We start from the raw sequence: 25159 nt of genomic DNA on the forward strand, positions 1-25159 counted from the left end.
TTCGCGGGTGTGCGGCGGGTTATCCGCGCGGCATCTTGAGCGTCACGTTGCGGCCGCTTTTCTGATAGCGCAACTCGCTGTCGCCAATCGCGACGATCTTGCCGCCATCGACCCGGTCGCCGACCTTGACCTTCTTGTAGCGCCCGTTAGGCAACCGGACGAGCGCGCGCCGGTTGGCCGGGGTTCCATAGACGCCGATCAGGTTGATCCGGCGCAGGTTGATCGCATTGTCCAGCGTCGCCCGACGCGCGACCGAGGCCGACGAGGGAATGCGGGGCTTGACGCTCTGCGGCGCTACGCTTTGCGGTGCCACGGCTGCGGCGGCGACCTGGCTCGAAGGGCCGGCGGTCTGTTTGCGGACGGTTTCGACCTTGGTGGCGAAATTGCGCGGCCGCACCCTTGGGGTTTTGGAGACCACCACGGCGAGGGCGGTCGGGGTCTCGTCGCGCTCGGCCTCCTGCTTTTGCGATTGGGGTCGCATCCTGGGGCGTGCCTTGCCCAGTTCCGCGCGCGTCAGGCCGCCAAGGCGTGCCCGTTCCGATTGTTCCACAAGGTCGGAAGGCCGCGATTTCGGGCGCAGCCCGGCCAGCCGGTCAAGCCCGGCGTCAAGGTCGGGCTCGGCCTCAAACCGCGTCGGGGGGGCGGGGGGCACCACGGGTGGCTTGCCCCGGTAGACACGGATGCCTTCCGGGCTCAGCGCGCCGTCGGGCGTCGGGATCACCAACCCGTCCTCGTCCATGGCAAAGGTGGTTCCGGCGGCGGCGGGGGCGGCGACCGCGTCCAGCGGCTGATCGGTGTCCAATTCGGCGATGGAGGGCAGCGCCACCGCGTCCTGCGCCAGATCGGTCCGGTCGATCGAGACTTCGTAGAGATTGTTCAGATCAACCGCGCCCGGCATGGCCGGCGCCGCCGGCGCGTTTCGCAACAGGTCCTGCGCCGCTTTGGGCGCAGGGGGCTTGGCGGCGGTGTCAGGCGCATCAGCCTCTTGTGGCAGGGCGGGCGCGGGCGGTGTCGTTTCGGGTTCGATCCGCGCGGTTTCCAGGGTCTGCGGCTCGGGGAGCGCCTCGGCGGCGGGATCGATCGGTGCGTTGTCCGGCACAACCGGAGCCGTCGGCGCCGCCAGAACGGTCTGTTCGGCCTCTGATCCGCGGTTGAACAGCCCCGCGATCCCCTCGTCAAGAAACAGCGCCGCCCAGGCCGCGACACCGGCGAGGAACAACAGCAGCGCCGCCATCAGGATCAGGCCGAGATGGCGCGGTTTGCCTCCGACCGGGGCCTTGTCACGGGCACCGAATACCGTCAGGCGCTCGGCCTCGTTCCGGGGCTGCGGCACCGGTTCGGGCACGGATTCGGGTGCGGGTTTTGGGGGCGCGGCCTGCGGAGCCGGAATGGCCGGCGCGGGGTCTTCGGCGGGTCGGATGATGACCGGTTTGGCCGGCAGGTCGGCGGGCGGCGTTTCGGATGGCTCCCGGGTGGCGGCAGGTTCGGCGGCCTCTGGCGTATCGGCGCTCGGGGCGGGGGAGGCGGTGTCGCCGCGCGACGCCCCGGCAAGGGGCGGGGCCGCAGAGGAAACATCCGCCGGATCGCGACGGCTGACGAAATGCGCCGGGTCGGAGGAGGGTTCCGGAGGCTGTACCTCGGCGGTGATGTCATCCGCGTTGGCCAATTCCTCCGGGACCGGCTCGATGAACATCCCGACAACCGTGATGGGCTCTTGGTCACGCTCGACCGTTGCGCCTTGGGCAAGGCCGCCCGCCTCGCCAAAAAACGGTTCGCCGTCAAATGTTCCCGCCTCGGGGATGGCGACATAGCTGACCGGTTCAAACCCGTGTTCGATGGCAAAATGCTCGGCCTCGGCCAGCGTCGCGCGGGCGAGCGCGGCAACCTGTGTGCGCCCGGCCCCGAGCCTCAGATCGAAACACAGTTCATCCAGCGCATAGGGCGTGGCCGTGGCCAGGGCGGCAAGGGCCAGGTCGCGGTTGGCGTCCTCATCGGCGCCGGTGGCCGGCACATCAAGGTAACGGATTTGGTCGTTGGGGATCACCAGCTTGCAGAGCGGGCCACGCGGATCGATCTCGATCGCTCGCTGGCGCAGGGTTTCCAGAACCGATGTCAGGTCCGGGGCATCAAGGCTGACCTCGCCAATCACACGCCAACCATCCGCCGCCCTGTGCAGCAGCGCGATGCCCTCAAGGGACAGGGAAAGCGCGAATCCCGGTTTCATTGAATACTCAGCCCTCAAGACCCAACCCACATACGGCGCGTCGCCGTGGCGCGAGTTTAATGCAGGAGCCGACCGAGGAAAAGGGAAAGCCAGACGACCCCTGGCACTGGCGGCGGGTAGATGCCCATGTGATTACCAGCGACTGTTGAGGACCCCATGACAGGACAGAAGACGGGTTTGCCGGTGATCGCAACCGCATGCGCCGCGGCCCACCCATGCATCCGAGGGCGGCAGGAACGTACACAGATCAAAGCGCGTGGTTTGATGTAACACAAATCACGGTAGCGCCGCTCGCTTCGGGCCATACACTCGATGGTGAGGTTTGAAATGCTGGGTGGTGTTTTCACTATCAAATATTGTTAATTAATAACAATAAATTACCGGCTCCTTTTCCACACAACGCAAGCACCTGGCGCTGTTGGGGCTTCATGCAGTCGGGCGCTGAATTCCGGTTCAAGCGGCGCTTGCGCCCTCAAGGGCGCTGCCCGCCGTAAGGCTTCTCCGTGGGACATGACCAACTGCTCGTGCCAATCAGCAATCTTGCGGGCTTCACGCAGTGAAACCCTCAACCGAATTGCGCAACAAGGCCCCAATGGATCACTTGCGACAGGCACATCGGGGCAGCGGGGGGCGGCGCGGCGTTCGCCCTGGTTCCTTCAAGATCCACTCACGCAAAGGTGTGGGGGACGGCGTCTTTCCGCCACGGATTTGTCCGCGTACCGGCGGTGATGCGCCGGGTTTGGCCTAGCCGGTTCGTTGTTTTTCCGGGGCCTCTTGCAAGCGGCCTGACGGCTTCTAAATACGCGAATTGAACCGGCTGAGACCAAAGAAAAACCGCCGGTTTGAAAAGCAATAGCGTTACTCCGAAGGAGCAAACAGTAATGATCAGAACCACAGCACTCGCAATGCTACTCGCCACCACGGCCGCAGGAGTTGCGGTTGCAGGAAACACGGCACCCGCACCGGCAGACCCGGTGATCGCCACGCCCGCACCGGTGGTCGAGGCACCGTTCTGGGAAGGGTTCTACCTTGGTGGCCAGGTCGGCTATGCGTTCAGCAACTTTGACATCGATTCCAACACCGTCAGCAATTTCGACGAAGACAATGTCATCGGCGGTATCACTGCCGGTTACCTCTGGTCGCTCGGCAATGGCTGGTACCTGGGTCCGGAATTCCAGTATGACTTCACCGATATCTCGGTCACCGATGCCGGGACCGGCAACACCACGTCGCTCGATGGTGTGGCGCGTCTGAAAATGATCGCGGGCTACGAGCTGGGCAATGGCCTGCTTTATGGTAACGCCGGTTTCGCCTATGCGGATTTCGATAGTCCGGACTCGGTGCTTGATTTCGACTCCAACAGCTATGTGGTCGGCATCGGCTATGACTGGCGCGTGGGCGAAAACTGGACCGTCGGTGCGGAATACATGTACCAGACTTTTGACGGCGCCGGTTCGAATGGCGGCGATGTCGATCTGAATTCGATCTACGTCAAGGCGGCTTACCGCTTCTGATCCGATCGCACGGTCGGAACCTGAAATCGAAAGGGCCATTGCGGGGTGTCTCGCAATGGCCCTTTTGCCTTGTGTGGCTAGTGGGGTCGTCTTGACGCTTTTTCCGCAATGCCGCTGGTGCCCTGCCGGTGGGCAAGTTCGGCCAGAACGTCGGACAATGGCACGTCCCGTGCCTCGAGCATCACCAGCAGGTGAAACAACACATCCGCCGCCTCGCTGGTCAGGGCGGCGCGGTCGCCTTTCACCGCTTCGATAATCGCTTCCACGGCTTCTTCGCCGAATTTTTCGGCGCATTTCTCCGGGCCCCTGGACAACAGCTTGGCGGTCCAGCTGCTTTCAGGGTCGGCCCCCTTGCGGGCGGCGATGGTCGCGGCGAGGTCGTCAAGAACGCTCATGTCAGCCTCATGGGAATGCCCGCTTCGGCCATGTGCTGTTTGGCCTCGCGGATGGTATAGTCGCCAAAGTGAAAGATCGACGCGGCGAGCACGGCGCTAGCGCCGCCCTCGGTCACGCCTTCGACCAGGTGATCGAGCGTTCCGACCCCGCCGGACGCGATCACTGGCACATCGACCGCATCCGAGATGGCGCGGGTCAGGGGCAGGTTGAAACCCGCGCGGGTGCCGTCGCGATCCATGCTGGTCAACAGGATCTCACCCGCCCCCCTGGCGGTCACGGTGCGGGCAAATTCCACCGCGTCGATGCCGGTGGGCTTGCGTCCGCCATGGGTGAAGATTTCCCATTTGCCGGGGCTGACGGTCTTGGCGTCAATGGCCACAACGATGCATTGGCTGCCGAACCGGTCGGCGGCCTCGGCCACCACGTCGGGGCGGGCCACGGCTGCGGAATTGAAGCTGACCTTGTCGGCCCCGGCGAGCAGCAGGTCGCGCACATCCTCGCGGCTGCGCACGCCGCCTCCCACGGTCAGCGGGATATAGCATTGCTCGGCGGTGCGCTGGACCACGTCGAACATGGTGCCGCGGTTTTCATGGGTCGCGTGAATGTCGAGAAAGCAAAGCTCGTCGGCCCCGGCGGCATCATAGGCGCGCGCGGATTCGACGGGATCTCCGGCATCGACGAGATCGACGAAATTGACCCCCTTGACCACGCGCCCATCGGCAACGTCGAGACAGGGTATGATGCGGGTCTTGAGCATGTCCGGTCCTTTTTGCCCTGTCCTAATGGCAAAGCCGCGCCGATACCAGAGATGTGATTGGACCATTGCGCCGCATCGTGACGACATGCGCGCAAAGGAACCGACAGAAAGGGAACGAGATGCGGGGACATATCATTCTGGCGGCGGCGCTTGCGCTGGCCGGCGCAGGGCAGGCGATGGCCGACGATCTGGTGAAGGTCAAGACCGACAAGACCGTGGACGCGGCGATGGATGCGCTTCAGGCCGCTGTCGAGGGGGCCGGGGCGACGGTCTTTGCCCGTGTCGACCACGCCGCCGGGGCGCAAAAGGTCGAGATGGAACTGGGCGAGGCGCAAGTGCTGATCTTTGGCAATCCCAAGTTGGGCACGCCGGTGATGCAGGCCGATCCGTTGGCCGGGTTGTTCCTGCCGCTCAAGGTGCTGGCCTATGCGGATGCGGACGGGCAGGTCTGGTTTGCCTATGAAGACCCCGAGGAGATGCTCGATGATCTGGATATCGACGACGATCTGCCGGCCATTGGCATGATGCAGGGCGCGTTGGCCAAGCTGACGGGCAAGGCCGCCGGGTCCTGACGCGTGGCCTAGGGGCGGGACGATCTGGCGTGCCGGGCGACGCGCGCCAGCATGTGCCTGGTGATGAGAATGTGAAACGGCATGATCACCGCCAGATAGGCCCGCCCAAGCCAGTTGTGGCGATGCACCCATGTCGCGCAGTGGATGTACCCATCGCGCGACAGGATACTGATCCGGAAATCAAGGTGCCTGTCGTCAAAACCCAGTACCAGCTCATCCGCGGTCTCCTTGCGGACCGGAAAGATCGCGATGCTGTCCTTGCTCGTGCCTGCCCCCTTGAGGCCAAAGGGCCACATGATGATCTGCCGCAGGGCCATCAGGGCATGGACCCAGACCGGGAACTGCATCGCGATTTCAGCCGCCTGGCGGGGCGAATAGCGGGCCATGACGCGATAGCCATCGATGAAATCGCCGGGGCGGTGCAGCGCCCAGAGCGCACTGTCCTGCGGCAGCGGACAGGTCTCGACAGAGCGAAACAGCATCAGCCCCTGAGCGCCGCCAGCGCCTCTTGCAGATCCAGCGCCCCGTCATAGAGCGCGCGCCCGGAAATCGCTCCGTTCAGGTTGGCACCGCAATCGCGCAGGGCGATGATGTCGTCCAGCGAACTGACTCCGCCCGAGGCGATGACCGGGATCGACACCGCGCGGGCAAGCGCGGCGGTGGCCTCGATATTCGGCCCCTGCATCGCGCCATCGCGGTTGATATCGGTATAGATGATCGCGGCGACACCGGCATCTTCGAAGGATTTGGCCAGATCGGTTACCTCGACATCGGTTTCCTCGGCCCAGCCCTTGGTCGCAACCATGCCGTTGCGGGCGTCGATGCCCACGGCGACCTTGCCGGGAAAGGCGCGCGCGGCCTCGCGCACGAGGTCGGGGTTTTCAACGGCCACCGTGCCAAGGATGACCCGCGCCAGCCCCTTGTCGATCCAGCTCTCGATCGTTGCCATGTCGCGGATACCGCCGCCCAACTGCGCGGGCACGTTACAGGCCGCAAGGATCGCCTCGACCGGCGCGGCATTGACCGGCTCGCCCGCAAAGGCGCCGTTCAGATCCACCAGGTGCAGCCATTCGCAACCGGCCTCGACAAAGGCGCGGGCCTGTGCCGCCGGGTCGTCATTGAACACGGTGGCCTTGTCCATCTCGCCGCGCAGCAGCCGCACGGCCTGTCCGTCCTTGAGATCGATGGCGGGGTAGAGGATCATGTCGCGGCCTTTCGCTATGGAGTCGGCGCGATATGGCACGGGGCGGGGCGGGAATGCAACGCGACCCAAGGTCAGTCTTGCCAGACGCGCCGGGGCTGGACCAGAGTGGCCGCAAACAGGAGGAGTGTACGATGACGAAACGGCTTGTGGGCATGGTGTTCGCGCTTGGCATGGCCGGGGCGGCACAGGCCGATCCCGCCGAAGGCACATGGAAGACCGAGGCGGATGATGGTGCCTATGCCCATGTCGACATGCGCATGTGTGGCGCGGCGGTCTGTGGCGTGATCGCGCGGACCTTCAACAGCGACGGTGAATACGCCTCGCCCAATATCGGCAAGACGCTGGTGATCGATATGGTGCCGGGCGGCGACGGGTCCTATGCAGGCAAGGTCTGGCGGCCATCAAACGACAAGATCTATGTCGGCAAGATGCAGCTGAACGGCAATTCCCTGGCCCTGCGCGGCTGTGTCGCGGGCGGTCTGATCTGTTCGAAACAGACGTGGAGCCGGGTCAACTGACCTGCTGTCTAGGGTCGCCAGCGCAGGAAATTGGCGATCAGCCGCAGGCCGGTGGCCTGGCTTTTTTCCGGGTGGAATTGCATGCCCAGCATGGTGCCCCTGCCGATGACAGCGGTCACGTCACCACCGTAATCCACATGCGCCAGCCGCTCGGCCGGCCGGGCCACGTGGAGCTGGTAGGAATGCACGAAATAGGCATGATCGCCGGTTGCCACACCGTCAAATACCGGGTGTGCGGTGTCGATCACCAGATCGTTCCATCCCATATGCGGCACCTTGAGGGCGGCATCATCAGGGGTGATCCTGACCACCTCTCCGTCGACCCAGCCCAAGCCCTGCGTATCTTCGTATTCGCGTCCCCAACTGGCCATGAGCTGCATGCCAACGCAGATGCCGAGAAAGGGCCGGCCACGGTTTTCGACCGTTTCGACCATTGCGTCAAACAGGCCGGATTGCCCGCGCAACGCGGCGGCACAGGCGGGAAACGCCCCGTCACCGGGCAGGACCACCCGGTCGGCACGTGCCACCACATCCGCATCCGACGTGACCACAACCGTGCCGGCGCCAACTTCGCGCGCCATCCGCTGAAACGCCTTTTCGGCAGAATGCAGGTTGCCGGATTCGTAATCGATGATCGCGGTGAGCATGGCGTTACAACGTGCCCTTTGTGGACGGTACGGCATCGGCCTTGCGCGGATCGGTATCGACCGCCTCGCGCAGGGCGCGGGCGACGGATTTGAAGGCGGCTTCGGCGATGTGGTGGCTGTTCAGCCCGTGCAGCGCATCCACATGCAGGGTGATGCCGCCATGGGTCGCGAACGCCTGAAAGAACTCGCGCACCAGTTCGGTGTCAAAGGACCCGATCTTGGCGGTGGGCAGCTCGACATTCCACACCAGATAGGGGCGGGCGGACAGGTCCAGCGCCGTACGCACCAGCGCGTCATCCATCGGCAGCAGGCAGGACCCATAGCGGCGGATGCCGCGCTTGTCGCCAAGCGCCTCGTTCAGCGCCTGTCCGAGCGCGATGCCGACATCCTCGACCGTGTGGTGATCGTCGATGTGGTAGTCGCCCTTGGCCCGGATCGTCATATCGACGAGCGAGTGCCGGGCAAGCTGGTCCAGCATGTGATCGAAAAAGCCGACACCCGTCTGGTTGTCATAGCTGCCCGATCCATCCAGCTCGATGGTCACCGAGATATCGGTTTCCGCGGTTTTCCGGGTAACGGTCGCGTTGCGCATTCTTGGTCCTCGCTGCCGGTTGCCCGGCACTTATAGATGTTGGAGAGGGCAGGTAAAGCCGTCACCGTCCGGTCCGGGCCGCGAAAAACTGATCCAGAGGGCGGGTCTGCGCGTAATACGTGTGCAGATGCGAAATTAGTCGCTTCTGATTTGACCCAAACCATTTTGACAAGGACTTTGAACATGACCTCCAAGACAGATGAAACCGTTCCCGCGGAAATCGAGTTTTTTGCAAAGACGGCGCGGCGCTTTTCCCACGCGGTACAGAGCATGGTGTTCGCCGATGATCGCGGCGTTGCGCTGGCGGCCGAGGCCACGCGGTTTGCCGCGCTGACCACGGCGATGGTCGATGCGCTGGCGCGCGCGCCGGGCAAGGAGATGCCGGCCGGATCGATGCGTGACCTGGTGCAAGGGGCCGCGCCGGCGATCCACGCCTTTGCGGAACTGACAGACGGGTTCTGCCGCGATGCGGCGGCGGGGGTGGCGGTGTTGCCACACCAGAACGATCTGGAAATCGGCATGGAGTTGCTCGACCAGTCGCCAGAGCAGGTGGTGAACCTGGGGCGGCTGATTGCATCGCGACCATGGGCCGGACCGGACCGCACGACCTATGCCGAATGCCTGTCGGACCTGGGTGTGCCGACCGAAGCGATCGATTATGGCGGGGCGGGGACGATCAAGATCCTGATCCTGATCATCCTCGTGCTGATTCTGCGCACCCGGCCCGACATGTCCGTGACCCTGGTCGCGATCATCGTGGTGCTTTTGCGCATCGACGAGGCCGGGCAGGGCGATGGCAAGAAATGCCCCTGCTACAAGGACGGCGACGGCGATGGCGGCGGCGGTGACGGCAAGACGCGCTGTGGCGACATCTTTTCCGTGACGGCGATCGGCGATGACCCGACCCCGGTCGGCGCGATCGGCAAGGCGCGGCAGAACGCGATGGCGCTGGCCGGGTTCGTCTGCCCGCGCAACTGCCCGCCGCGGCTGATCTTTATCGGCCGGCTGCGCACGGTGAGGCAGGCCGACGGAACCTTCCGCACCACGGGGCGTTACCGGTTCCGGTGTACCTGAGCATATCGCTCCGGCCGGTTCGCTGGCCGGGGCCCCCCAATCAGGGATTGCGCCCGCCCGCACCCCGTGCCAGCCTGCGACGACCAACATGCAAGGGCCGCCCATGTCTACCTGTGTCTACGTCCAGATCCGTTGCAAACCCGGCACCACCTACAAGGTGGCCGAAGAAATCGCCCTGCGGGAAATCCATTCCGAGCTCTACTCTACCAGCGGCGATTATGACCTGCTGATGAAGCTTTATATTCCCGAGGCTGAAGACGTGGGCAAATACATCAATGACCAGCTGCTGGACATTGCCGGGATCGAACGGTCGCTGACCACGATGACCTTCAAGGCGTTCTGAGGGCGCACTGCGCGTCGGGCTTCACCGGCTGGCCTGACGCCGGGCCTCAATTCACAAAAGGATCGTCCCCCTTGGGGCTGCGCTCGCGGGATGCGGCAGAACGGGCCGCGCGCGCCTTGCGGTGGAATTCGTGACACTGGCGCACGGCGGCAAAGGCGTTGTTCGAGCCGGAGAGCGGGAATTGCCCGAGCGCCTGCTCTGCCCGCTGCCACGCCATCACGCGCTCGCGCTTGAATTCGCGGGTGAATTGCCGGGCCGAGGCAGTTTCGGCGTCGATCAGGATATGCAGGCCGGGATAGCCGTTCAACACCACCCCATCCATGTTCAGTGTCCACGCCGCCTGATCCCCAAAGCGCAGGCGCACGGGATATTCCTTGCCATGTTCGATCATGTCCCAGCCGGTATTCAACACCGTGACATCCAGCGCCGGATTGTCGCCCTTGCCGTCGAAGCCGATGAAAAACGCGGTTTCCTCGTCAAACAGGGCAAAGGCCTGGCAACCTTTGGAGCCGGGGTAATAGGCCACGTCCCAGCCGTCGACATTAGCCCAGTCCACCGGTTCGGACCGTGCGCCGGTCGCCAGCAGCGCGGCGGTGAACAGCGAGGGAAGAACGCGGGTGCGCATCATCTGAGCTCGGCCACGGATTTGCCCAGCCGGAAGGGCGCGGCGAAAGACACGAGACACAGGGCGAGGGTCTGCAACACGAGGATCGCGGCATTGGCGCGCAGGAATTCCCATTCCTCCATCAGGCTGCGCACCTGGCCGATCAGCTCGTCATAGGTGCTGGCCAGTATCTGGAAATCCGCGGCAATCGCCGGGCGCGGCAGACGCAGCCGCTCCAGCGCCGGGCGGGTGTCGTCGTCCAGCGCGACAAAGGCCAGGAACGCCGCCTCGTCAAACGCCTCGGGGGTCATCGGGGCGGGGGCTGCGGGTTTGGCAAACAAGGGCAGGCCGCGCAGCGTGCTGGTAGAGTCGGTGATCGCAAGGAACAGCGGCAGGTCGGCATTGCCCGCGGTTGACGCCGACAGGAACTCGACCTTGTCACATAGCGCGCGCAGATCGGCCTGCGCCCCGGTCTCGCAATAGCGCAGCCGGAATCGCGCCGCGTCACGGTCAAACGCATCGGTCAGCGCATAGGCAATGCCGATCTGGCGGTCGAGCTGGCTGCTGTCGGATTTGTAGATCCCCGCCAGAATCGCCGTCACCGCGCCCAGCCCGCCCAGAACGACCCAGAGCAGGTCGGCCAGCTTCCACGCCCGCGACCCGGCCGGCGCGCGATAGATCGTTGCAACACCGGCACAGCCCGCGACAAAGCAGGCAAGGAACAGGGCAAGCTGATGATCCAGAACAAAATTCATCCGGCGGAGTTTACGTCGCAAAACGCCGGACGCAAGATTGCAGTTTGTGTCTGGCGTCGTTGTCACGCGAGGGCAACCTGGAGACCCGGCGAATGTTTCACGGTCGAACGACAACGCCCCGGGCATAGCGGCTAAGGGCGAAACAGTAGAGCCGCGCCCGACCTCGGGCCGGAGGCCGTCGTGCAATTACTTCAATGGATCAAATGAGGCCGGAGGGGTTCGCAGAGCCGAGTGCGCACATAGTGCTCCCTCGTGTTGGGAGAGTCGAGTGCGAATGTTGTGGCTGGTTGGAGTATGCAAGTGGATGTTCAATGGATTGTTTCGATTCCGAAATATGTACCGAGACTTTAGAACTGATGCAAACTATGGTAAATTTGTTGAGCGATTGGATTGGAGAATTTTGTGCCGGAGAGAATTGAAGAGCGTTTATCAAAACTGGAGCACGACAAAACACGAGTGATTGCGGCAATGTCGGTCCTTGCACTGCTAGGCATTGGTGTTGGGGGCTATGCATCGTACCTTTCAACGAATTTTGCGCAAGTTTCCAACAAAGTTGTCGATGTTGAAGGGGCCGTAGCTCAGACATCAATTGACCTTGCAGCAGTAGAAGACAAAATTCCTGACATTCCGACTTTGGTTGATGAAGCTGTCACAAGGAGGGTGGAGGTCGACTTGTCTGAAGGATGGGCTTCATATAGTGTTTTGGCTCAACTACAGGCGCAAGCAGTTTGCACTGCCATTGCCCCCAAAAACACTACTGTAGCGGCGGTTGAAAGAGCACAAGCTCCGAGCGGCTCTAATACGAGCGAGCTGTGTCAGTCACTTTGTCCCCGCTTTAAGATGTTGGGTACTGGACGTCCAGGCCAAGATGTTGGGGCCGTTCATATCTATAATAAATCCCCGGCGTTTGTAGATGACCCAGGAAACCCATTTCAGTTGGGTTTTTCCACACATGTCTACCCTTCAGGAAACACGAACACAGGCTATGGACCAAACTACTGTTGCTGTGCTGGGTAGTGCATCTCAAACATCCAACTCCTCCACAAACCGCGCGTTCTCCTGGATATACTGGAACCGCATTTCCGGCTTTTTCCCCATCAGCCGTTCCACCAGGTCGCCGGTTTCGCCGGGTTCGTCTTCGTCGATGGTGACGCGGATCAGTTTGCGGGAATTCGGGTCCATCGTGGTTTCCTTGAGATCCTTGGCGTCCATTTCGCCCAGACCCTTGAAGCGCGAGACGTCGATCTTGCCCTTGCCGCCCAGACCCTGTTCCAGCATCGCGTTCTTTTCCGTCTCGTCGGTGCAATAGACGCGTTTCGCCCCCTGGGTCAGCCGGAACAGCGGCGGGCAGGCGAGGTAGAGGTGGCCTGCGTCGATCATCGGGCGCATCTGGGTAAAGAAGAAGGTCATCAGCAGGCTGGCGATATGCGCGCCGTCCACGTCGGCGTCGGTCATGATGATGACCTTGTCATAGCGCAGGTCGTCCACGTTGAACTTGCTGCCCAGCCCGACGCCAAGCGCCTGTGTCAGGTCGTTGATCTCGGCGTTTGACCCCAGCTTGGAACTGGCCGCACCCAGCACGTTGAGGATCTTGCCGCGCAGGGGCAAGAGTGCCTGGGTCTTGCGGTCGCGCGCCATCTTGGCGGAGCCGCCCGCCGAATCCCCTTCGACGATGAACAGTTCCGTGCCTTCCCGGTTGTTTGAGGAACAGTCGGTCAGCTTGCCCGGCAGGCGCAGTTTCTTGGTCGCCGATTTGCGGGCGGTTTCCTTTTCCTGACGGCGGCGCAGGCGTTCCTCGGCGCGCAGAACAAGGAAATCGAGGATCGCCCCGGCGGATTTGGTATCGGCGGCAAGCCAGTTGTCGAAATGGTCGCGGACCGAGTTTTCCACCAGCCGTTGCGCCTCGACCGTGGCGAGGCGGTCCTTGGTCTGGCCGACGAATTCCGGCTCGCGGATAAAGCACGAGACCAGCGCGCAGCCCCCGGTGATCAGGTCGTCGCGGGTGATCTGACCGGCCTTCTTGTTGCTGACCAGCTCGCCATAGGCCTTGATCCCCTTGAGGATCGCCGCCCAGAAGCCCGCGACATGGGTGCCGCCTTCGGGTGTGGGGACGGTGTTACAGTAGGACTGGATGAACCCGTCGCGCGAAGGGGTCCAGTTGATCGCCCATTCGACCTTGCCCGGGGTGCCGAATTTTTCCTTGAAATCGACGGTGCCGGAAAACGGTTTGTCGGCATAGGTGCTGGCGGTACCGAGGGTTTCGGTCAGGTAGTCCGACAGCCCGCCGGGAAAATGAAAGGTGGCCTCGGTCGGGGTTTCGCCATCGTCGATGGCGGATTTCCAGCGGATTTCGACGCCCGAGAACAGGTAGGCCTTGGAGCGGATCGATTTGAACAGGCGCGCGGGTTTGAAGCGGTGGTGGCCGAAGATCTCTTCGTCGGCGTGAAAGGTCACGGTGGTGCCGCGCCGGTTGGGGGCGGCGCCGACCTTTGCCACCGGCCCCAGCGGGAGGCCGCGCGAGAAACGTTGCTCGTGCAGTTCCTTGTTGCGGGCGACCTGAACCACCATCGAATCCGACAGCGCGTTGACCACCGAAGCGCCGACCCCGTGCAGGCCACCCGAGGTTTCATAGGCCTTGCCCGAGAATTTGCCGCCCGCGTGCAACGTGCAGAGGATGACCTCGAGCGCGGATTTTCCGGGGAATTTCGGGTGCGGATCGATCGGAATGCCGCGCCCGTTGTCGCGGATGGTGATGGCGTAATCCTCGTGCAGTTCGACCTCGATCCGGTTGGCATGGCCGGCGACGGCCTCGTCCATCGAGTTGTCGAGCACCTCGGCCACCAGGTGGTGCAGCGCGCGTTCATCGGTGCCGCCGATATACATGCCGGGCCGTTTGCGGACCGGTTCCAGGCCTTCGAGCACTTCGATCGAGGAGGCATCGTAGTCGGAGGAGCCCGAGGGCGTCAGGAGATCGTTCATACCGCTGCTCTGTTGTTGTTTTGGGTATTATGGCAAGTTGCCGGGCAATGGGGAAGGGCGAAGGTGATCGCGCGGGCGGTGCGGGGCTAGCCCAGCAGGGTCAGCCACATCCAGATACTGAACAGCGATGCGCCGGTGGCGATCAGCACAGAGGAGGCCGCGACCCGTTTTGCCCGGCCATACATGTTGGCAAAGATATAGGCGTTGACCCCCGGTGCCATGGCGGCGTTCAACACGCCCGAGCGGAACATGTCCTGCGGCAGCGACAGGGTCCGGCCGAACAGCCAGACCAGCGCAGGATGCATCAGGAGCGCGATGACGCAGACATAGGCGATGGTGCGCAGGTCGCCTTCGGGGCGGTATTGCACCAGCAGCCCGCCAAGGGCGAAGAGCGCGCAAGGCAGCGCGGCTCGGGTGATGATTGACAGGGCGTCATCGGCGACGTCCGGGATGGTGAGGCCGCTGAGGTTGAACAGGAAGCCGAGGGCGATGCCGAGAATCAGCACGTTCTTGAACATCGCCCGGAGTGTCGCGCGCGCGGCGTCGATGCCGCGGCCGCCGCGATTGGAGACGATCTCCATCGCGGTGATGCCCAGGCCATAGCAAAAGGGCGCGTGAAAGGCGAGGATGGCATAGTTTCCCGCGAGGTTGTCCGCGCCATAGGCGCGTTCGGTGATGGGCAGGCCAAGCAGGACCGAGTTCGAGAACAGGCAGCAGAAGCCGATGGCGATGCAGTCTTCCCAGTCGCGGCGAAAGAGGAAGCGGGCACCATAGATGCCGAGCAGGAAGCAGATGCCCGCGCCGCTGTAGAAGCTGATCAGCAGGGCCGGGTCAAAGCCGGTGGAGAGATCGAGCGTGGCGATGGCGCGAAACAGCAGGCAGGGGATCGCGAAGGCCTGTGCAAAACGCATCAGGGCTTCCATCTGGGTGAGCGAGAAATACCGTTGCCGGGTGGTCAGGTAGCCGGCGCCGATCACCAGGAAGACCGGCAGGATGACGGTGATCAGGGTCTGGAACATGAGCGGGCGTAGTGGCCGTGGCAGAGGGCGGGAGCCTCCGGCGGGAGTATTTGGACAAAGATGAAGATGGGGTCGCTCACAGCGGGAAACGGAGTGTCAGCCCGTCATGGGCGGCGATGACATTGTCGGGGGTTTCGGCCATCACGGTGTCGTAGTCCATGTCGATATGCATGTTGGTCAGCACCGCCTGTTTGGTTCCCACACGTTCGATCCAGCCGAGCGATTGTTCCAGATGCGTGTGCGTGGGATGGGGCGCGCGCCGCAGGGCATCGACGATCCAGCAGTCGAGCCCGTGCAGTGCCGGCCAGGCGTCATCATAGATGGTTGCGACATCGGGCAGGTAGGCGACGCCACCGATGCGAAAGCCCAGCGAGTCGATCGAGCCGTGCCCGACGCGGAAGGGCAGGAAGGGGATAGATCCGCCGGGGCCGTCGATTTCAAACGCGCCGTCGATGGTTTTCATGTCGAGGATTGGCGGGTAGGGCGAGCCTTCGGGCTGAACGAAGGCATAGCCGAACCGCGAGAGCAGGGCATTCTGGGTGTCGCCATCGGCCCAGACCGGCAGGCGCGTGCGCATGTTGAAGACGATCATCCGCAGATCGTCGATTCCGTGGACGTGATCGGCGTGGGAATGGGTATAGACGACGCCGTCGAGTCGCCCGGTTTCGCTGTCGAGGAGTTGGTTGCGCAGGTCGGGGGAGGTGTCGATCAGCACCGATGTGGTGCCGTCGGGCCCGTCCCGTTCGACCAGCAGTGAGCAACGGCGGCGGCGGTTCTTTGGGTTGGCGGGATCGCAGTCGCCCCAGTGGCCGCCAAGGCGGGGCACGCCGCCGGACGAGCCGCAGCCAAGGATCGTGTAGCGAATCTCGGCCATCAGGCGGCGGCCCTGTACTGCGCGACCTTGGGGAACAGGCGGTCGAAATTTTCCTGGGTGCGGGCCGCGAAGGTGGGGTAGTCGAGCCCGAATATTTCGGCCCCCTTGCGGGCGGTGTGCGCGGTATAGGCGGGTTCGTTGCGTTTGCCCCGGTGTGGCGGCGGCGCGAGATAGGGCGCGTCGGTTTCCACCAGGATCCGTTCGAGCGGGGCGGCGGCGAAAATGTTGCGCAGCTCCTGGCTCTTGGGGAAGGCGGCGATGCCGGACATCGACAGGTAGAAGCCCAGGTCGAGCGCGGCGCGGGCGAGCCCGGCGGAAGAAGAGAAACAATGCATGACGCATTGAAATGCGCCGTTTTGGTGTTCTTCGGTCAGGATGCGCGCCATGTCGTCATCTGCGGCACGGGCGTGGATGATCAGCGGCAGGCCGGTATCGCGGGCCGCGTCGATGTGGATGCGCAGGCTGTGTTGCTGTATCTCAGCGCTGTCGGCGGTGTAGTGATAATCAAGCCCGGTCTCGCCGATGCCGACGAATTTCGGATGCCGGGCGAGCGCGGTCAGCTCGTCGACGGTGACAAGCGGCACGTCCGCGGCGCTCATCGGGTGGGTGCCGGCGGCGTAAAACACCGGGGCATGGGTCTCGGCAATGGCGCGCACGGCCGGTTCGTTGGCCAGTTTCGTGCAGATGGTCACCATCCGGGTGACACCGGCGGCGGCGGCATTGGCGATGATGTTGTCAAGCTGCCCGTCGAAATCGGGGAAATCGAGGTGACAATGGCTGTCGGTGATTTGCGGTATGTCTGTCATGGCCCCTGGTTCGGGCCTAGCCCGCGGCGGTTTCCTGCATCTTGAAAACCGTATCTAGGACAAGCGCGGCAGGGTCAAGGTTGACCGCCTGACCATGGCGCGCGCGTTGGGTGATCGTGGCGGCAATCTCGGCCCAGGCGCGTGCTTTTCGGGCATCGCCGGACAGCCGGGACAGGATCGCGGCCTCGTTCGGGGCGGCTTCGGGTTGCGGGGCGGTGCCGGTGGCTCCGGTGCGCGCGAGCCGGGCGAGGGCGGTGTCGATGAGCGTCAGCAGCAGTTCGAACCGCTCGGCCGCGCCGCGTTGCGCCGCAAGTTCCGCAAGCGCCAGCGCTCGCTGGCGGTCGAGCCGGGGCAGCGAGTCGAGGATGGCGAAGAGTTCGCCATAGAGGGCGAGCCCGTCATGCGTGAGCAGCCGCAAGGCCTCGCCCACCGAGCCGGAGGCCAGCGCCGCGAGGCGCGTTGCCACATCCGATCCGGGTGCGATCTCGGCCCCGGCCTGCGACAGCGCCAGCTGCATGTCAGACGGGCCAAGCGGGGTGAGCCGCAGCGTCCGGCACCGCGAGCGGATGGTCGGGAGCAGGGCAGAGGGCTGGTGTGAAATCAGCAGCAGCGTGGTCCGGGCCGGGGGCTCTTCGAGCATCTTGAGCAACGCGTTGGCCGCCGGGACGTTCATCTCGTCGGCGGCGTCGACAATCACCACGCGTCGCCCGCCATCCGCCGAGGACAGGCCGAAGAACCGGTTGAGATTGCGGATATCGTCCACCACGATCTCGTTGCGCATGCGGTTTGTCTTGTCGTTGATGCTGCGGGTGATCAGGGCAAGGCCGGGATCGGCACCCGCGCGGATCCGCCGGGCGACCGGGTGTTCCGAATCGATATCCAGCGTTTGAGGCGGGCGCGGTGCATCGAACAATCCGCCGCTCTCCGTCGCTGGCGTGGCCAGCAGAAAGCGCGCGATCCGCCAGGCCAGCGTTGCCTTGCCAACCCCGCGCGGCCCGGTCAACAGCCAGCCGTGATGCAGGCGGCCGGCGCTAAAGGCTTGCAGAAACGTGGCTTCTGCCGCGTCCTGCCCGATCAGGCGGGGGCATTCGCGCGGGTGCGGCGCGCCGGGCACCTGGTCGGCGGGAGGCGGGGCGTCGGTCATGTCAGCAGCGCGCCGGTGGTGGCAAGAACGTCACCGGCAACGGTTTCGATGGGCCGGTTGCCATCGATGACGCGAAATCGGTTGGCGAATTCATCGGCCAGCCCGAGAAAGCCCGCGCGCATGCGATGCTGAAGCTCCGGGCCGAATTCCTCGAACCGTTCTTCGCTGCCCTGGCGGCCCAGGGCGCGACGCAGACCGGTTTCGGGATCCATGTCGATCAGCAGTGTCAGGTCGGGTTCACGTCCGATCATCAGGGTGTGGAGCGTGTCGACCAGACCGCGCAGGTCGCCGCGCGACAGGCCCTGATACATGCGGGTGCTGTCGGCGAAGCGGTCGCAGATCACCACCTTGCCATCCGCAAGGGCGGGCAGGATGGTGCGCTCCATGTGATCGCGCCGGGCGGCGGTAAAGAGCAGGATCTCGGTTTCCGCCGACCAGCGATCGGGGTCGCCCTCGAGCACAAGGCGGCGAATCTCTTCTGCCCCGGTGGAACCACCCGGTTCGCGGGTCAGCACCACGTCGCGCCCATCGGCGCGCAACCGGTCCGCGAGGAGCCGGGCCTGGGTGGATTTGCCCGAGCCGTCGATGCCTTCAAAGGTCAGAAAAGTGCCGCGCCCGGCCCGTGGGTCGATCACATCGCCTCCGCCGGGGGGCCGTTGAGGAACTGGGTGATCAGGTATTGCGCGGCGGTCTTGACCCGGACCACAAAACCGCCATTGCCCACCGCGTGCCCGGCCACCAGCGGCAGGCGGGTCTGCGGCAGGCCGTCGGGTGAAATCACCAGTTCGGCGAGCTCTTGCCCCTGGGCGATCGGTGCCTTGATGGGGCCGGTATAGACCACTTCGGCGTTCAGGTTGCCAGAGCCAAGCACCGGCAGCAGGATGGTCATGTCCTGGGCGGGAACCAGGTCTACCGTGGGCTGTCCGCCCATCCAGACCTCGGCCTGGGTGACCGGGGTCCCGGTTTTGGCAATGGTTTTTTCGGCAAATTGACGAAACGACCAGTTAACGATGGCCTCGGCCTCCTCTGCGCGGCGGGCTTCGGTGTCGAGGCCGGAAATCACGAAAATCACCCGGCGATCGCCCTGTTTGGCAGAGCCGACAAGCCCGTACCCGGCCTCTTGGGTATGCCCGGTCTTGAGCCCGTCCGCGCCGATATCGAGGCTCAGCAGGGGGTTGCGGTTGCGGGTGTTGGACGGTGCGCGCCCGTCAAAGGCAAACTCACGCTCGGCAAAGAGCGGGTAGAATTCTGGGAAATCGGTGATCAGCCGATTGGCCAGAACCGCAAGATCATGCACCGACATGCGGTGCCCGGCCTGCGGCCAGCCGTTCGAATTGGTAAAGGTCGAGCTGGTCATGCCGATCTGCCGGGCGCGGTCGGTCATGTACCGGGCAAAACCCGGTTCGGTGCCATCGGGGCTGAGGGCTTCGGCGATGACCGCGCAGGCATCATTGCCCGACAGCACGATAATGCCGCGCAGCAGATCCTCGACACGCACCCGGTCATTGGTATCCAGGAACATGGTCGAGCCCTTGTAGCTCATCGCGTGGGTCGAGACCGGGAGCTTTTCGTCCAGCGTCAGACGTCCGTCGCGGATGGCCTCGAAGGCGACGTAGAGCGTCATCAGCTTGGACATCGAGGCCGGCGGCAACGGTTCATCGGCATTCTTTGACAGCAATACCGTGCCGGTGGTCTGGTCCAGCACATAGGCGGCGGTGGCCGAGGTATCAAAGGCATGCGCCGCCAGCGGCTGCGTCAGCAGCAGCGCGACGGTCAGAACGGATTTGACAAGGCGTTTCACGGGAAAGTCTCCCTGCTCAGGTGATGGAAGGCTTGGCGTTGACAAGCCCGGTTTGCGCGGCTTGCCACCCGGGCGCGCTGCGACGTTGCGACAGGGCGGCAGAGTCTTCAACCGGCTCGAGCGGCGTTTCGGATATGTCGGCGGGCGTGGCGAGCGGCGCGGTCATGCTGTCGATTGCCGCGTCATCCTCGGATTTTGACCACGGCCAGCGGAATTTCTTCGCTTTGGGGGCGGGCGCATCCGTGGCCACCGCGGCGATTGCGCCGGCGGCGATTGCCGCATCGGTGGCCCCATTGTCCTGCGGTGCGGCTTCGGCGGTGTCTGTTGCGGGTTCGTCGGCAACGGCTTCGCGCTGCAATGCGGTGACATGCAGGTTGACCGGCGCACCGGGCAGCATCGCCAGCGCCTCGGCGGCTTCTGAAGACGCCTGGATGCGCGGGCCGGGAATGTCGCGTTCGCGCCGGAACAGGGCTCCGACAACCGATGTGTCATTCGACGTGTTGCGGATGATGACGCGATGCGGCTCGGTCACGTCCGGATGCGCGACCCAGATGCCGCCAAGCGAAGGGCGGCCATCCCAGAGACCGGCTTCGGAGATGTCAAACACCTCGGGGGCCTCGACATCGCGCTGCGCGCCCTTTGCCTCGGTTGCGGTTGCGATGGTGTCGGTTTCGGAGCCAGCATTCTTGATCCACGGACCGTCTTCACCACAGGCCGCAAGGGCTGTGGCGATCAACACGGCCCCGGTCAAACGAAAGGACGGCCCGCGGCCAGGTTTCATTCGGTTCATGCCAAGTTCCTTGCCTGTAGACAGGCGTTGCTTGCGCCCTTGCCGGTTTTCCGGTCACTCTGCTTTGGCGCAACCCGCCATTTTTGCGGCATCATAGCCCGGCAATCGGGGCATTGAAAGTGCGCAGGACTGCGCTCGGCAAGAAATCCCCGGCGATCACGCTCGCGTGAAATCCGCGCCGTGATACCCGCTCCGGCATGGCGGCGGGGGCGGACCGATCGAACCCTGTGATGGGGATGCGCACAAAAACGAATAGCCGTCACAGGGCTTTCTGGTGTATTGAATGGTCATGGATATTGACCTTTTCCTGGCGCTTGCGCTTTTTGCCTTTGTCTCGTCGATCACGCCGGGGCCGAACAACCTGATGTTGATGACCTCGGGTGCGAATTTCGGGTTTCGCCGGACGATCCCGCACATGCTGGGCGTGGGGCTGGGCTTCGTGGTGATGATCCTGCTGCTGGGGGCCGGGCTGGTCGGGTTGTTCGAGGCGTTTCCGGTGGCCTATGACATTCTCAAGGCGGTCAGCGTGGTCTACCTGCTGTTTTTGGCCTACAAGATCGCCACCGCCGCACCGGCACAGGAGGGCGCGGCTGTGGGCAGGCCGATGACCTTTCTTCAGGCGGCGGCGTTTCAATGGGTCAATCCCAAGGCCTGGGCGATGGCCCTGACCGCGATCAGCGCCTATACCCCGACGCAGAGCTTTGGTTCGGTCCTGCTGGTGGGGGCGGTTTTCGGCGCAATCAACCTGCCTTCGGTAGGGAGTTGGACGCTGCTGGGGCAGCAGCTGGCGCATGTTCTTACCAACCGGTCCCGGCTCGTGGCGTTCAACTGGACTATGGCGGCGCTGCTCGTGGCCTCGCTCTACCCGGTGATCTGGCCCTGAACCGGGGAATGTGCCGGGGCGGATCATGGGTCGGGGGCGGATCATGGTTGGGGGGCGGATCATGGGTCGGGATGCCGCAAACCGGCACTGTGTGATTGCCAGCAATTGCAAACGCCCGCGCCATTGGCCATATACGCATCAATCACGGGAGCGCGACTATGACCCAGTATCTGGATTTCGAAAAACCCCTCGCCGAAATCGAAGGCAAGGCCGAAGAGCTGCGTGCGCTGGCGCGCGCGAATGAAGAGATGGATGTCGCGGACGAGGCGGCGGCGCTGGATCAGAAAGCGGCCAAGCTGCTTGACGATCTCTATGCCGACCTGACGCCGTGGCGGCGCTGCCAGGTGGCCCGCCACCCCGAACGGCCCCATTGCAAGGATTACGTCAAGGCGCTGTTTACCGAATTCACGCCGCTGGCCGGTGATCGGAACTTTGCCGATGACCTCGCGGTGATGGGCGGCCTTGCGCGGTTCCGCGACCGGCCGGTGATGGTGATCGGTCACGAAAAGGGCAGCGACACCAAATCGCGTATCGAACATAATTTCGGCATGGCCCGCCCCGAGGGCTATCGCAAGGCGGTGCGCCTGATGCAGCTTGCCGACCGCTTCAACCTGCCGGTGGTGGCGCTGGTGGATACCACGGGGGCCTATCCCGGCAAGGGCGCGGAAGAGCGCGGCCAATCCGAGGCGATCGCGCGTTCCACCGAAGCCTGCCTGCAAATCGGCGTGCCGCTGGTCAGCGTGATCATCGGCGAAGGCGGTTCGGGCGGGGCGGTCGCCTTTGCCACGGCAAACCGGATCGCGATGCTCGAACACGCGGTCTATTCGGTGATTTCGCCCGAGGGCTGTGCCTCGATCCTGTGGAAGAACTCGGAAAAGATGCGCGAGGCCGCCGAGGCGCTGCGCCTGACCGCACCGGATCTCAAGAAGCTCGGCGTGATCGATCGCATCATCCCCGAACCCAAGGGCGGCGCGCATCGCGACAAGGGCACGGCCATCGGCGCGGTGGAAAAGGCGATTGCGACAATGCTTGATGAACTGGACGGCAAGGACCGGGCAGCGCTGATCGCGGACCGCCGCAACAAGTTCCTTGCCATGGGCTCCAAGGGACTCGCGGCCTGAAGCTGGCGGGGAGTTGAAAGAAGGCTTTTTCCGTTATGCGGACTTCTCGGAAGTCGAAAGAAACCCGCGGTGGACACACACGAGCCTTTATGGCTTCCATTGGCAGCTTTTTGCAAGAGGATCGATGCGCGCGCGCAGACCGGAAATGTCAAAAGTAAACTCGAGGTTCAGATTGCTGTAGCTTTTGTAAGCAACTACCAGATCTTCGGCGTCAAACATCTTCTTTATGAAGGGAATTGCTGAACCTCCTGACCAAATGCCGATACCTTCTCCACCTTGCATGTGGACCATCCAGACTTTTTTGATGGAGTTGTCATCAAGCTTGTAGCGAACATTTTGATTGTCAGGCGTGTAGTCGTTGAAGGTGATGAAGAAGTTTGTGCTATTGTTCATGCAGCGAACCCAAAGACGTGCCCTCTCTGGGGTACCAATTTGATTTGGTTGGGAGTTCTTGCTCTCAACAGAAAGCCAAGCATCGGTTCGGCCATCCAGGCTACTACGCTCTTCTGACTTCCTCCATTGCTGTCCAGTGGGCGCGGCAACTTCGGAGACCTCTTTCTTTTCTGGGGCCTGATATTCCGTCTGCTCATCGTAGCAGGCCAGTCGCTCAATATCTACTTTGACCGCATGACAATTATTACTAACCTCTTGCGCCTTTGCTGCTCCAAAGTTCGCCGCAGAAATAGTGATGGATAACGCCAACACAGAATATGATCTCATTTATCTACCTGCCATAATCAAAGCTCTTGTTTATTCAGAATGTGAGGTAACATTAGGAGTGTCAAATCTTTCTGGTTCTTGCGAATACCCTAGTCAAAGCGGACCTAAGTAATCTCGTCCGCTTTGGGCTCAAACCGACTCTGTTGCGCAAACCGGCCATATGCAGGCAGAGAATGCCGCCCAGCGAGATGAGGTATATTCCCGTGTCAGGTATCGGCAGGGTTTGATGGTTCGGGCGCATCCAACCTGAAACGTATCCCTTTGGTTCACACCCGCCACCGCAGCAGCTGTGCTTCGATCTGTCCGATGGCCCAACTGGTCACGACGCCAAGTGTCGACAGGATCACCACCCCGGCGAACAGGCGTTCCAGATCATAGAGCGACCCGGCTTGCAGGATATAGGCTCCGATGCCGTATTCCGCGCCCAGCATTTCGGCGGCCACCAGCAGGATGATGCCGATGGCGATGGACACCCGCAGCCCGGAAAGGATGCCCGGCAGGGCACCGGGCAGCACGATCTTGCGCACGATCGACAGCCAGCTCAGCCCGAAACTCTGTCCCATCCGAACCAGCGTGCGGTCCACGTTGTCGACCGCGCCATAGGTCGCCACCACGGTCGGGGTAAAGGTGCCAAGCGCGATCAGCGCGTATTTGCTGCCCTCGTCAATGCCGAACCAGATCACGAAGAGCGGCAGGAGCGCGATCTTGGGGATCGGGAACAGGGCGGCCACCAGCGGGATCAGCCCGGCGCGCACATGGCTGAAAAGGCCGATCAGGATGCCGACGCCAATGCCCGCCGTCACGCCCAGCAGCGAACCGACCAGCAACCGCGCCAGCGAGGGTGCAAGATGCGTCCACAACTGGCCCGAGCGCGCCAGTTCCACGAGCGTTGCGGCCACGTCGCTGGGCCGGGGCAGGGTCAGGGGCGAAATCCACCCGGCGCGGGTGCCCCATTCGATGAGGCCGAGCAGCAGCGCAAAGACGACAAGACCCGCGCCGCGCTTGGAAACGGGGCGAAAACCGCCGCCGCGAAAGGGAACCGGGCGCGGGGTATCAGGCATCGAGCAGCTCCTGGTCGGCGGCCATCGCCTCATCCTTCATGATCTGCCACAGGCGCGATTGCAGCGCGTCCAGGTGCCTGTCACCGGCGTTTCGTTCGCCGAGCGGCATATCCACCTCGATCACCTCGCGCAGTTGTCCCGGCCGGCGCGACAGCACCGCGATGCGATGGCCAAGGCGCACCGCCTCGGCCAGGTTGTGGGTGACGTAGATGGCGGTGAAGGGCTGGCGTTGCCACAGGGCGATGAGGTCGTCCATCAGCAGCTCGCGGGTTTGTGCGTCAAGTGCCGACAGCGGCTCGTCCAGCAGCATCACCGCCGGGTTCACCGCCAGCGCCCGCGCGATGGCAACCCGTTGTTTCATGCCGCCCGACAATTGCCGGGGCAGGGCATCGCGAAAATCGCCCAGCTTGGTGCGGGCCAGCACGTCGTCGATGATCCGGTCCGCCGCCTGCCCGCGGATGCCATGATCCTCGAGCACCAGCGAGATGTTCCCGCCCACGCTGCGCCAGGGCAGCAGGGCGAAATCCTGGAACACGAAGGTCAGCGGGTTCAGGCACTCTGCCGGCGCGGTGCCGCGTTGCACGACCTGCCCCGAGTCGGGGCGTTCCAGCCCGCCGATCATGCGCAGCAACGTGGATTTCCCGCAGCCCGAGGGTCCGATCACGCAGAGGATCTCGCCTGCCGGTATCTGCAGAGTGATGTCGTCCAGCACCGGCACGTCGCCATACCGGTGCGTCAGATGTTCGACCGTCAGTTCCACG

28 protein-coding genes are annotated in these 25159 nt (G+C 63.6%); 8 read left to right on the forward strand and 20 right to left on the reverse strand.

Going from position 1 to position 25159, the window contains the following annotated elements; translation table 11 throughout:
- Window positions 1-19: 19 nt before the first annotated feature.
- Window positions 20-2224, reverse strand: coding sequence for a hypothetical protein (locus tag ACP15R_RS07790; RefSeq protein ID WP_424985834.1), 2205 nt, complete (start codon window positions 2222-2224; stop codon window positions 20-22).
- An 881-nt stretch (window positions 2225-3105) separates the two neighbouring features.
- Here ACP15R_RS07790 and ACP15R_RS07795 point away from each other — a divergent pair.
- The gene (locus ACP15R_RS07795; RefSeq protein ID WP_424985835.1) at window positions 3106-3738 is read left to right on the forward strand and encodes an outer membrane protein; all 633 of its coding nucleotides are present in this window, start codon (window positions 3106-3108) and stop codon (window positions 3736-3738) included.
- Between the two features lie 77 nt (window positions 3739-3815).
- On the opposite strand, the gene ACP15R_RS07800 is transcribed toward ACP15R_RS07795, so the two are convergent.
- Together ACP15R_RS07800 and hisF are read right to left on the reverse strand one after the other, a co-directional pair.
- Window positions 3816-4133, reverse strand: a complete 318-nt coding sequence (locus tag ACP15R_RS07800; protein WP_424985836.1) for a phosphoribosyl-ATP diphosphatase — start codon at window positions 4131-4133, stop codon at window positions 3816-3818.
- Window positions 4130-4891, reverse strand: coding sequence for an imidazole glycerol phosphate synthase subunit HisF (hisF, locus tag ACP15R_RS07805; protein ID WP_424985837.1), 762 nt, complete (start codon window positions 4889-4891; stop codon window positions 4130-4132). Before hisF ends, ACP15R_RS07800 begins: the two co-directional genes overlap by 4 nt.
- A 119-nt stretch (window positions 4892-5010) precedes the next feature.
- Between hisF and ACP15R_RS07810 the strand changes: the two genes are divergently transcribed.
- Window positions 5011-5463, forward strand: coding sequence for a DUF302 domain-containing protein (locus ACP15R_RS07810; RefSeq protein WP_424985838.1), 453 nt, complete (start codon window positions 5011-5013; stop codon window positions 5461-5463).
- 8 nt (window positions 5464-5471) lie between these two features.
- Here ACP15R_RS07810 and ACP15R_RS07815 read toward each other — a convergent pair whose 3' ends face one another.
- Both ACP15R_RS07815 and hisA read right to left on the reverse strand, forming a co-directional pair.
- Complete coding sequence (locus tag ACP15R_RS07815) at window positions 5472-5945, reverse strand: DUF2867 domain-containing protein (RefSeq protein WP_424985839.1); 474 nt, start codon at window positions 5943-5945, stop codon at window positions 5472-5474.
- Window positions 5945-6667 (reverse strand): 1-(5-phosphoribosyl)-5-[(5-phosphoribosylamino)methylideneamino]imidazole-4-carboxamide isomerase, encoded by a 723-nt coding sequence (gene hisA, locus ACP15R_RS07820; protein WP_424985840.1) that lies wholly within the window; start codon window positions 6665-6667, stop codon window positions 5945-5947. Before hisA ends, ACP15R_RS07815 begins: the two co-directional genes overlap by 1 nt.
- A gap of 131 nt (window positions 6668-6798) precedes the next feature.
- Here hisA and ACP15R_RS07825 point away from each other — a divergent pair, with 131 nt between their 5' ends.
- On the forward strand, window positions 6799-7185 hold the full coding sequence (locus ACP15R_RS07825; protein WP_424985841.1) for a DUF2147 domain-containing protein: 387 nt from the start codon (window positions 6799-6801) through the stop codon (window positions 7183-7185).
- 8 nt (window positions 7186-7193) lie between these two features.
- Here ACP15R_RS07825 and hisH read toward each other — a convergent pair whose 3' ends face one another.
- The gene (gene hisH, locus ACP15R_RS07830; RefSeq protein ID WP_424985842.1) at window positions 7194-7832 is read right to left on the reverse strand and encodes an imidazole glycerol phosphate synthase subunit HisH; all 639 of its coding nucleotides are present in this window, start codon (window positions 7830-7832) and stop codon (window positions 7194-7196) included.
- Between the two features lie 4 nt (window positions 7833-7836).
- Window positions 7837-8424 carry an imidazoleglycerol-phosphate dehydratase HisB gene (gene hisB, locus ACP15R_RS07835; RefSeq protein WP_424985843.1) on the reverse strand — a complete coding sequence of 196 codons (588 nt, stop codon included), beginning with the start codon at window positions 8422-8424 and terminating at the stop codon, window positions 7837-7839.
- A gap of 183 nt (window positions 8425-8607) precedes the next feature.
- Between hisB and ACP15R_RS07840 the strand changes: the two genes are divergently transcribed.
- Together ACP15R_RS07840 and ACP15R_RS07845 are read left to right on the forward strand one after the other, a co-directional pair.
- Window positions 8608-9498, forward strand: a complete 891-nt coding sequence (locus ACP15R_RS07840) for a hypothetical protein (protein WP_424985844.1) — start codon at window positions 8608-8610, stop codon at window positions 9496-9498.
- Between the two features lie 103 nt (window positions 9499-9601).
- On the forward strand, window positions 9602-9841 hold the full coding sequence (locus ACP15R_RS07845; RefSeq protein ID WP_424985845.1) for an Lrp/AsnC ligand binding domain-containing protein: 240 nt from the start codon (window positions 9602-9604) through the stop codon (window positions 9839-9841).
- A gap of 46 nt (window positions 9842-9887) precedes the next feature.
- Here ACP15R_RS07845 and ACP15R_RS07850 read toward each other — a convergent pair whose 3' ends face one another.
- Window positions 9888-10469 (reverse strand): hypothetical protein, encoded by a 582-nt coding sequence (locus ACP15R_RS07850; RefSeq protein ID WP_424985846.1) that lies wholly within the window; start codon window positions 10467-10469, stop codon window positions 9888-9890.
- Window positions 10466-11200 carry a hypothetical protein gene (locus tag ACP15R_RS07855; RefSeq protein ID WP_424985847.1) on the reverse strand — a complete coding sequence of 245 codons (735 nt, stop codon included), beginning with the start codon at window positions 11198-11200 and terminating at the stop codon, window positions 10466-10468. Before ACP15R_RS07855 ends, ACP15R_RS07850 begins: the two co-directional genes overlap by 4 nt.
- A 402-nt stretch (window positions 11201-11602) precedes the next feature.
- Between ACP15R_RS07855 and ACP15R_RS07860 the strand changes: the two genes are divergently transcribed.
- Window positions 11603-12217, forward strand: a complete 615-nt coding sequence (locus ACP15R_RS07860) for a hypothetical protein (protein ID WP_424985848.1) — start codon at window positions 11603-11605, stop codon at window positions 12215-12217.
- A 6-nt stretch (window positions 12218-12223) separates the two neighbouring features.
- Here ACP15R_RS07860 and parE read toward each other — a convergent pair whose 3' ends face one another.
- The 8 genes from parE to ACP15R_RS07900 all read right to left on the reverse strand — a co-directional run bounded on the left by parE (window position 12224) and on the right by ACP15R_RS07900 (window position 20613).
- Window positions 12224-14179 (reverse strand): DNA topoisomerase IV subunit B, encoded by a 1956-nt coding sequence (parE, locus tag ACP15R_RS07865; RefSeq protein ID WP_424985849.1) that lies wholly within the window; start codon window positions 14177-14179, stop codon window positions 12224-12226.
- 86 nt (window positions 14180-14265) lie between these two features.
- Window positions 14266-15198 (reverse strand): AEC family transporter, encoded by a 933-nt coding sequence (locus ACP15R_RS07870; RefSeq protein WP_424985850.1) that lies wholly within the window; start codon window positions 15196-15198, stop codon window positions 14266-14268.
- Window positions 15199-15274: 76 nt separating this feature from the next.
- A complete protein-coding gene (locus tag ACP15R_RS07875) occupies window positions 15275-16072 on the reverse strand; it encodes an MBL fold metallo-hydrolase (protein ID WP_424985851.1) in 798 nt (265 codons plus the stop codon).
- Window positions 16072-16878, reverse strand: coding sequence for a TatD family hydrolase (locus ACP15R_RS07880; RefSeq protein ID WP_424985852.1), 807 nt, complete (start codon window positions 16876-16878; stop codon window positions 16072-16074). The genes ACP15R_RS07875 and ACP15R_RS07880 overlap by 1 nt, the downstream gene beginning before the upstream one ends.
- A 16-nt stretch (window positions 16879-16894) precedes the next feature.
- Window positions 16895-18022 carry a DNA polymerase III subunit delta' gene (locus tag ACP15R_RS07885; RefSeq protein WP_424985853.1) on the reverse strand — a complete coding sequence of 376 codons (1128 nt, stop codon included), beginning with the start codon at window positions 18020-18022 and terminating at the stop codon, window positions 16895-16897.
- Window positions 18019-18657, reverse strand: coding sequence for a dTMP kinase (tmk, locus tag ACP15R_RS07890; protein ID WP_424985854.1), 639 nt, complete (start codon window positions 18655-18657; stop codon window positions 18019-18021). Before tmk ends, ACP15R_RS07885 begins: the two co-directional genes overlap by 4 nt.
- Window positions 18654-19823, reverse strand: coding sequence for a D-alanyl-D-alanine carboxypeptidase family protein (locus ACP15R_RS07895; protein ID WP_424985855.1), 1170 nt, complete (start codon window positions 19821-19823; stop codon window positions 18654-18656). The genes tmk and ACP15R_RS07895 overlap by 4 nt, the downstream gene beginning before the upstream one ends.
- Window positions 19824-19839: 16 nt before the next feature.
- Complete coding sequence (locus ACP15R_RS07900) at window positions 19840-20613, reverse strand: hypothetical protein (protein ID WP_424985856.1); 774 nt, start codon at window positions 20611-20613, stop codon at window positions 19840-19842.
- A gap of 289 nt (window positions 20614-20902) precedes the next feature.
- On the opposite strand from ACP15R_RS07900, the gene ACP15R_RS07905 reads away from it, so the two are divergent.
- Window positions 20903-21496, forward strand: coding sequence for a LysE family translocator (locus tag ACP15R_RS07905; RefSeq protein ID WP_424985857.1), 594 nt, complete (start codon window positions 20903-20905; stop codon window positions 21494-21496).
- Between the two features lie 158 nt (window positions 21497-21654).
- Window positions 21655-22617: an acetyl-CoA carboxylase carboxyltransferase subunit alpha gene (locus tag ACP15R_RS07910; RefSeq protein WP_424985858.1), complete on the forward strand. Its 963-nt coding sequence runs from the start codon at window positions 21655-21657 to the stop codon at window positions 22615-22617.
- An 87-nt stretch (window positions 22618-22704) separates the two neighbouring features.
- On the opposite strand, the gene ACP15R_RS07915 is transcribed toward ACP15R_RS07910, so the two are convergent.
- The 3 genes from ACP15R_RS07915 to ACP15R_RS07925 all read right to left on the reverse strand — a co-directional run bounded on the left by ACP15R_RS07915 (window position 22705) and on the right by ACP15R_RS07925 (window position 25158).
- Window positions 22705-23322: a type VI secretion system-associated protein TagO gene (locus ACP15R_RS07915; RefSeq protein ID WP_424985859.1), complete on the reverse strand. Its 618-nt coding sequence runs from the start codon at window positions 23320-23322 to the stop codon at window positions 22705-22707.
- 281 nt (window positions 23323-23603) lie between these two features.
- Window positions 23604-24398 (reverse strand): ABC transporter permease, encoded by a 795-nt coding sequence (locus ACP15R_RS07920; protein WP_424985860.1) that lies wholly within the window; start codon window positions 24396-24398, stop codon window positions 23604-23606.
- Window positions 24391-25158, reverse strand: coding sequence for an ABC transporter ATP-binding protein (locus ACP15R_RS07925; protein ID WP_424985861.1), 768 nt, complete (start codon window positions 25156-25158; stop codon window positions 24391-24393). The genes ACP15R_RS07920 and ACP15R_RS07925 overlap by 8 nt, the downstream gene beginning before the upstream one ends.
- Window position 25159: the final 1 nt, after the last annotated feature.

It is taken from the genome of Microbulbifer sp. S227A (assembly GCF_049800935.1).

Bases quoted from the DNA above. Each gene is read 5' to 3' on its own strand.
- ACP15R_RS07790 (WP_424985834.1), bottom strand. From the start codon at position 2,224: ATGAAACCGGGATTCGCGCTTTCCCTGTCCCTTGAGGGCATCGCGCTG.
- ACP15R_RS07795 (WP_424985835.1), top strand. From the start codon at position 3,106: ATGATCAGAACCACAGCACTCGCAATGCTACTCGCCACCACGGCCGCA.
- ACP15R_RS07800 (WP_424985836.1), bottom strand. From the start codon at position 4,133: ATGAGCGTTCTTGACGACCTCGCCGCGACCATCGCCGCCCGCAAGGGG.
- hisF (WP_424985837.1), bottom strand. From the start codon at position 4,891: ATGCTCAAGACCCGCATCATACCCTGTCTCGACGTTGCCGATGGGCGC.
- ACP15R_RS07810 (WP_424985838.1), top strand. From the start codon at position 5,011: ATGCGGGGACATATCATTCTGGCGGCGGCGCTTGCGCTGGCCGGCGCA.
- ACP15R_RS07815 (WP_424985839.1), bottom strand. From the start codon at position 5,945: ATGCTGTTTCGCTCTGTCGAGACCTGTCCGCTGCCGCAGGACAGTGCG.
- hisA (WP_424985840.1), bottom strand. From the start codon at position 6,667: ATGATCCTCTACCCCGCCATCGATCTCAAGGACGGACAGGCCGTGCGG.
- ACP15R_RS07825 (WP_424985841.1), top strand. From the start codon at position 6,799: ATGACGAAACGGCTTGTGGGCATGGTGTTCGCGCTTGGCATGGCCGGG.
- hisH (WP_424985842.1), bottom strand. From the start codon at position 7,832: ATGCTCACCGCGATCATCGATTACGAATCCGGCAACCTGCATTCTGCC.
- hisB (WP_424985843.1), bottom strand. From the start codon at position 8,424: ATGCGCAACGCGACCGTTACCCGGAAAACCGCGGAAACCGATATCTCG.
- ACP15R_RS07840 (WP_424985844.1), top strand. From the start codon at position 8,608: ATGACCTCCAAGACAGATGAAACCGTTCCCGCGGAAATCGAGTTTTTT.
- ACP15R_RS07845 (WP_424985845.1), top strand. From the start codon at position 9,602: ATGTCTACCTGTGTCTACGTCCAGATCCGTTGCAAACCCGGCACCACC.
- ACP15R_RS07850 (WP_424985846.1), bottom strand. From the start codon at position 10,469: ATGATGCGCACCCGCGTTCTTCCCTCGCTGTTCACCGCCGCGCTGCTG.
- ACP15R_RS07855 (WP_424985847.1), bottom strand. From the start codon at position 11,200: ATGAATTTTGTTCTGGATCATCAGCTTGCCCTGTTCCTTGCCTGCTTT.
- parE (WP_424985849.1), bottom strand. From the start codon at position 14,179: ATGAACGATCTCCTGACGCCCTCGGGCTCCTCCGACTACGATGCCTCC.
- ACP15R_RS07870 (WP_424985850.1), bottom strand. From the start codon at position 15,198: ATGTTCCAGACCCTGATCACCGTCATCCTGCCGGTCTTCCTGGTGATC.
- ACP15R_RS07875 (WP_424985851.1), bottom strand. From the start codon at position 16,072: ATGGCCGAGATTCGCTACACGATCCTTGGCTGCGGCTCGTCCGGCGGC.
- ACP15R_RS07880 (WP_424985852.1), bottom strand. From the start codon at position 16,878: ATGACAGACATACCGCAAATCACCGACAGCCATTGTCACCTCGATTTC.
- ACP15R_RS07885 (WP_424985853.1), bottom strand. From the start codon at position 18,022: ATGACCGACGCCCCGCCTCCCGCCGACCAGGTGCCCGGCGCGCCGCAC.
- ACP15R_RS07900 (WP_424985856.1), bottom strand. From the start codon at position 20,613: ATGAACCGAATGAAACCTGGCCGCGGGCCGTCCTTTCGTTTGACCGGG.
- ACP15R_RS07905 (WP_424985857.1), top strand. From the start codon at position 20,903: ATGGATATTGACCTTTTCCTGGCGCTTGCGCTTTTTGCCTTTGTCTCG.
- ACP15R_RS07910 (WP_424985858.1), top strand. From the start codon at position 21,655: ATGACCCAGTATCTGGATTTCGAAAAACCCCTCGCCGAAATCGAAGGC.
- ACP15R_RS07920 (WP_424985860.1), bottom strand. From the start codon at position 24,398: ATGCCTGATACCCCGCGCCCGGTTCCCTTTCGCGGCGGCGGTTTTCGC.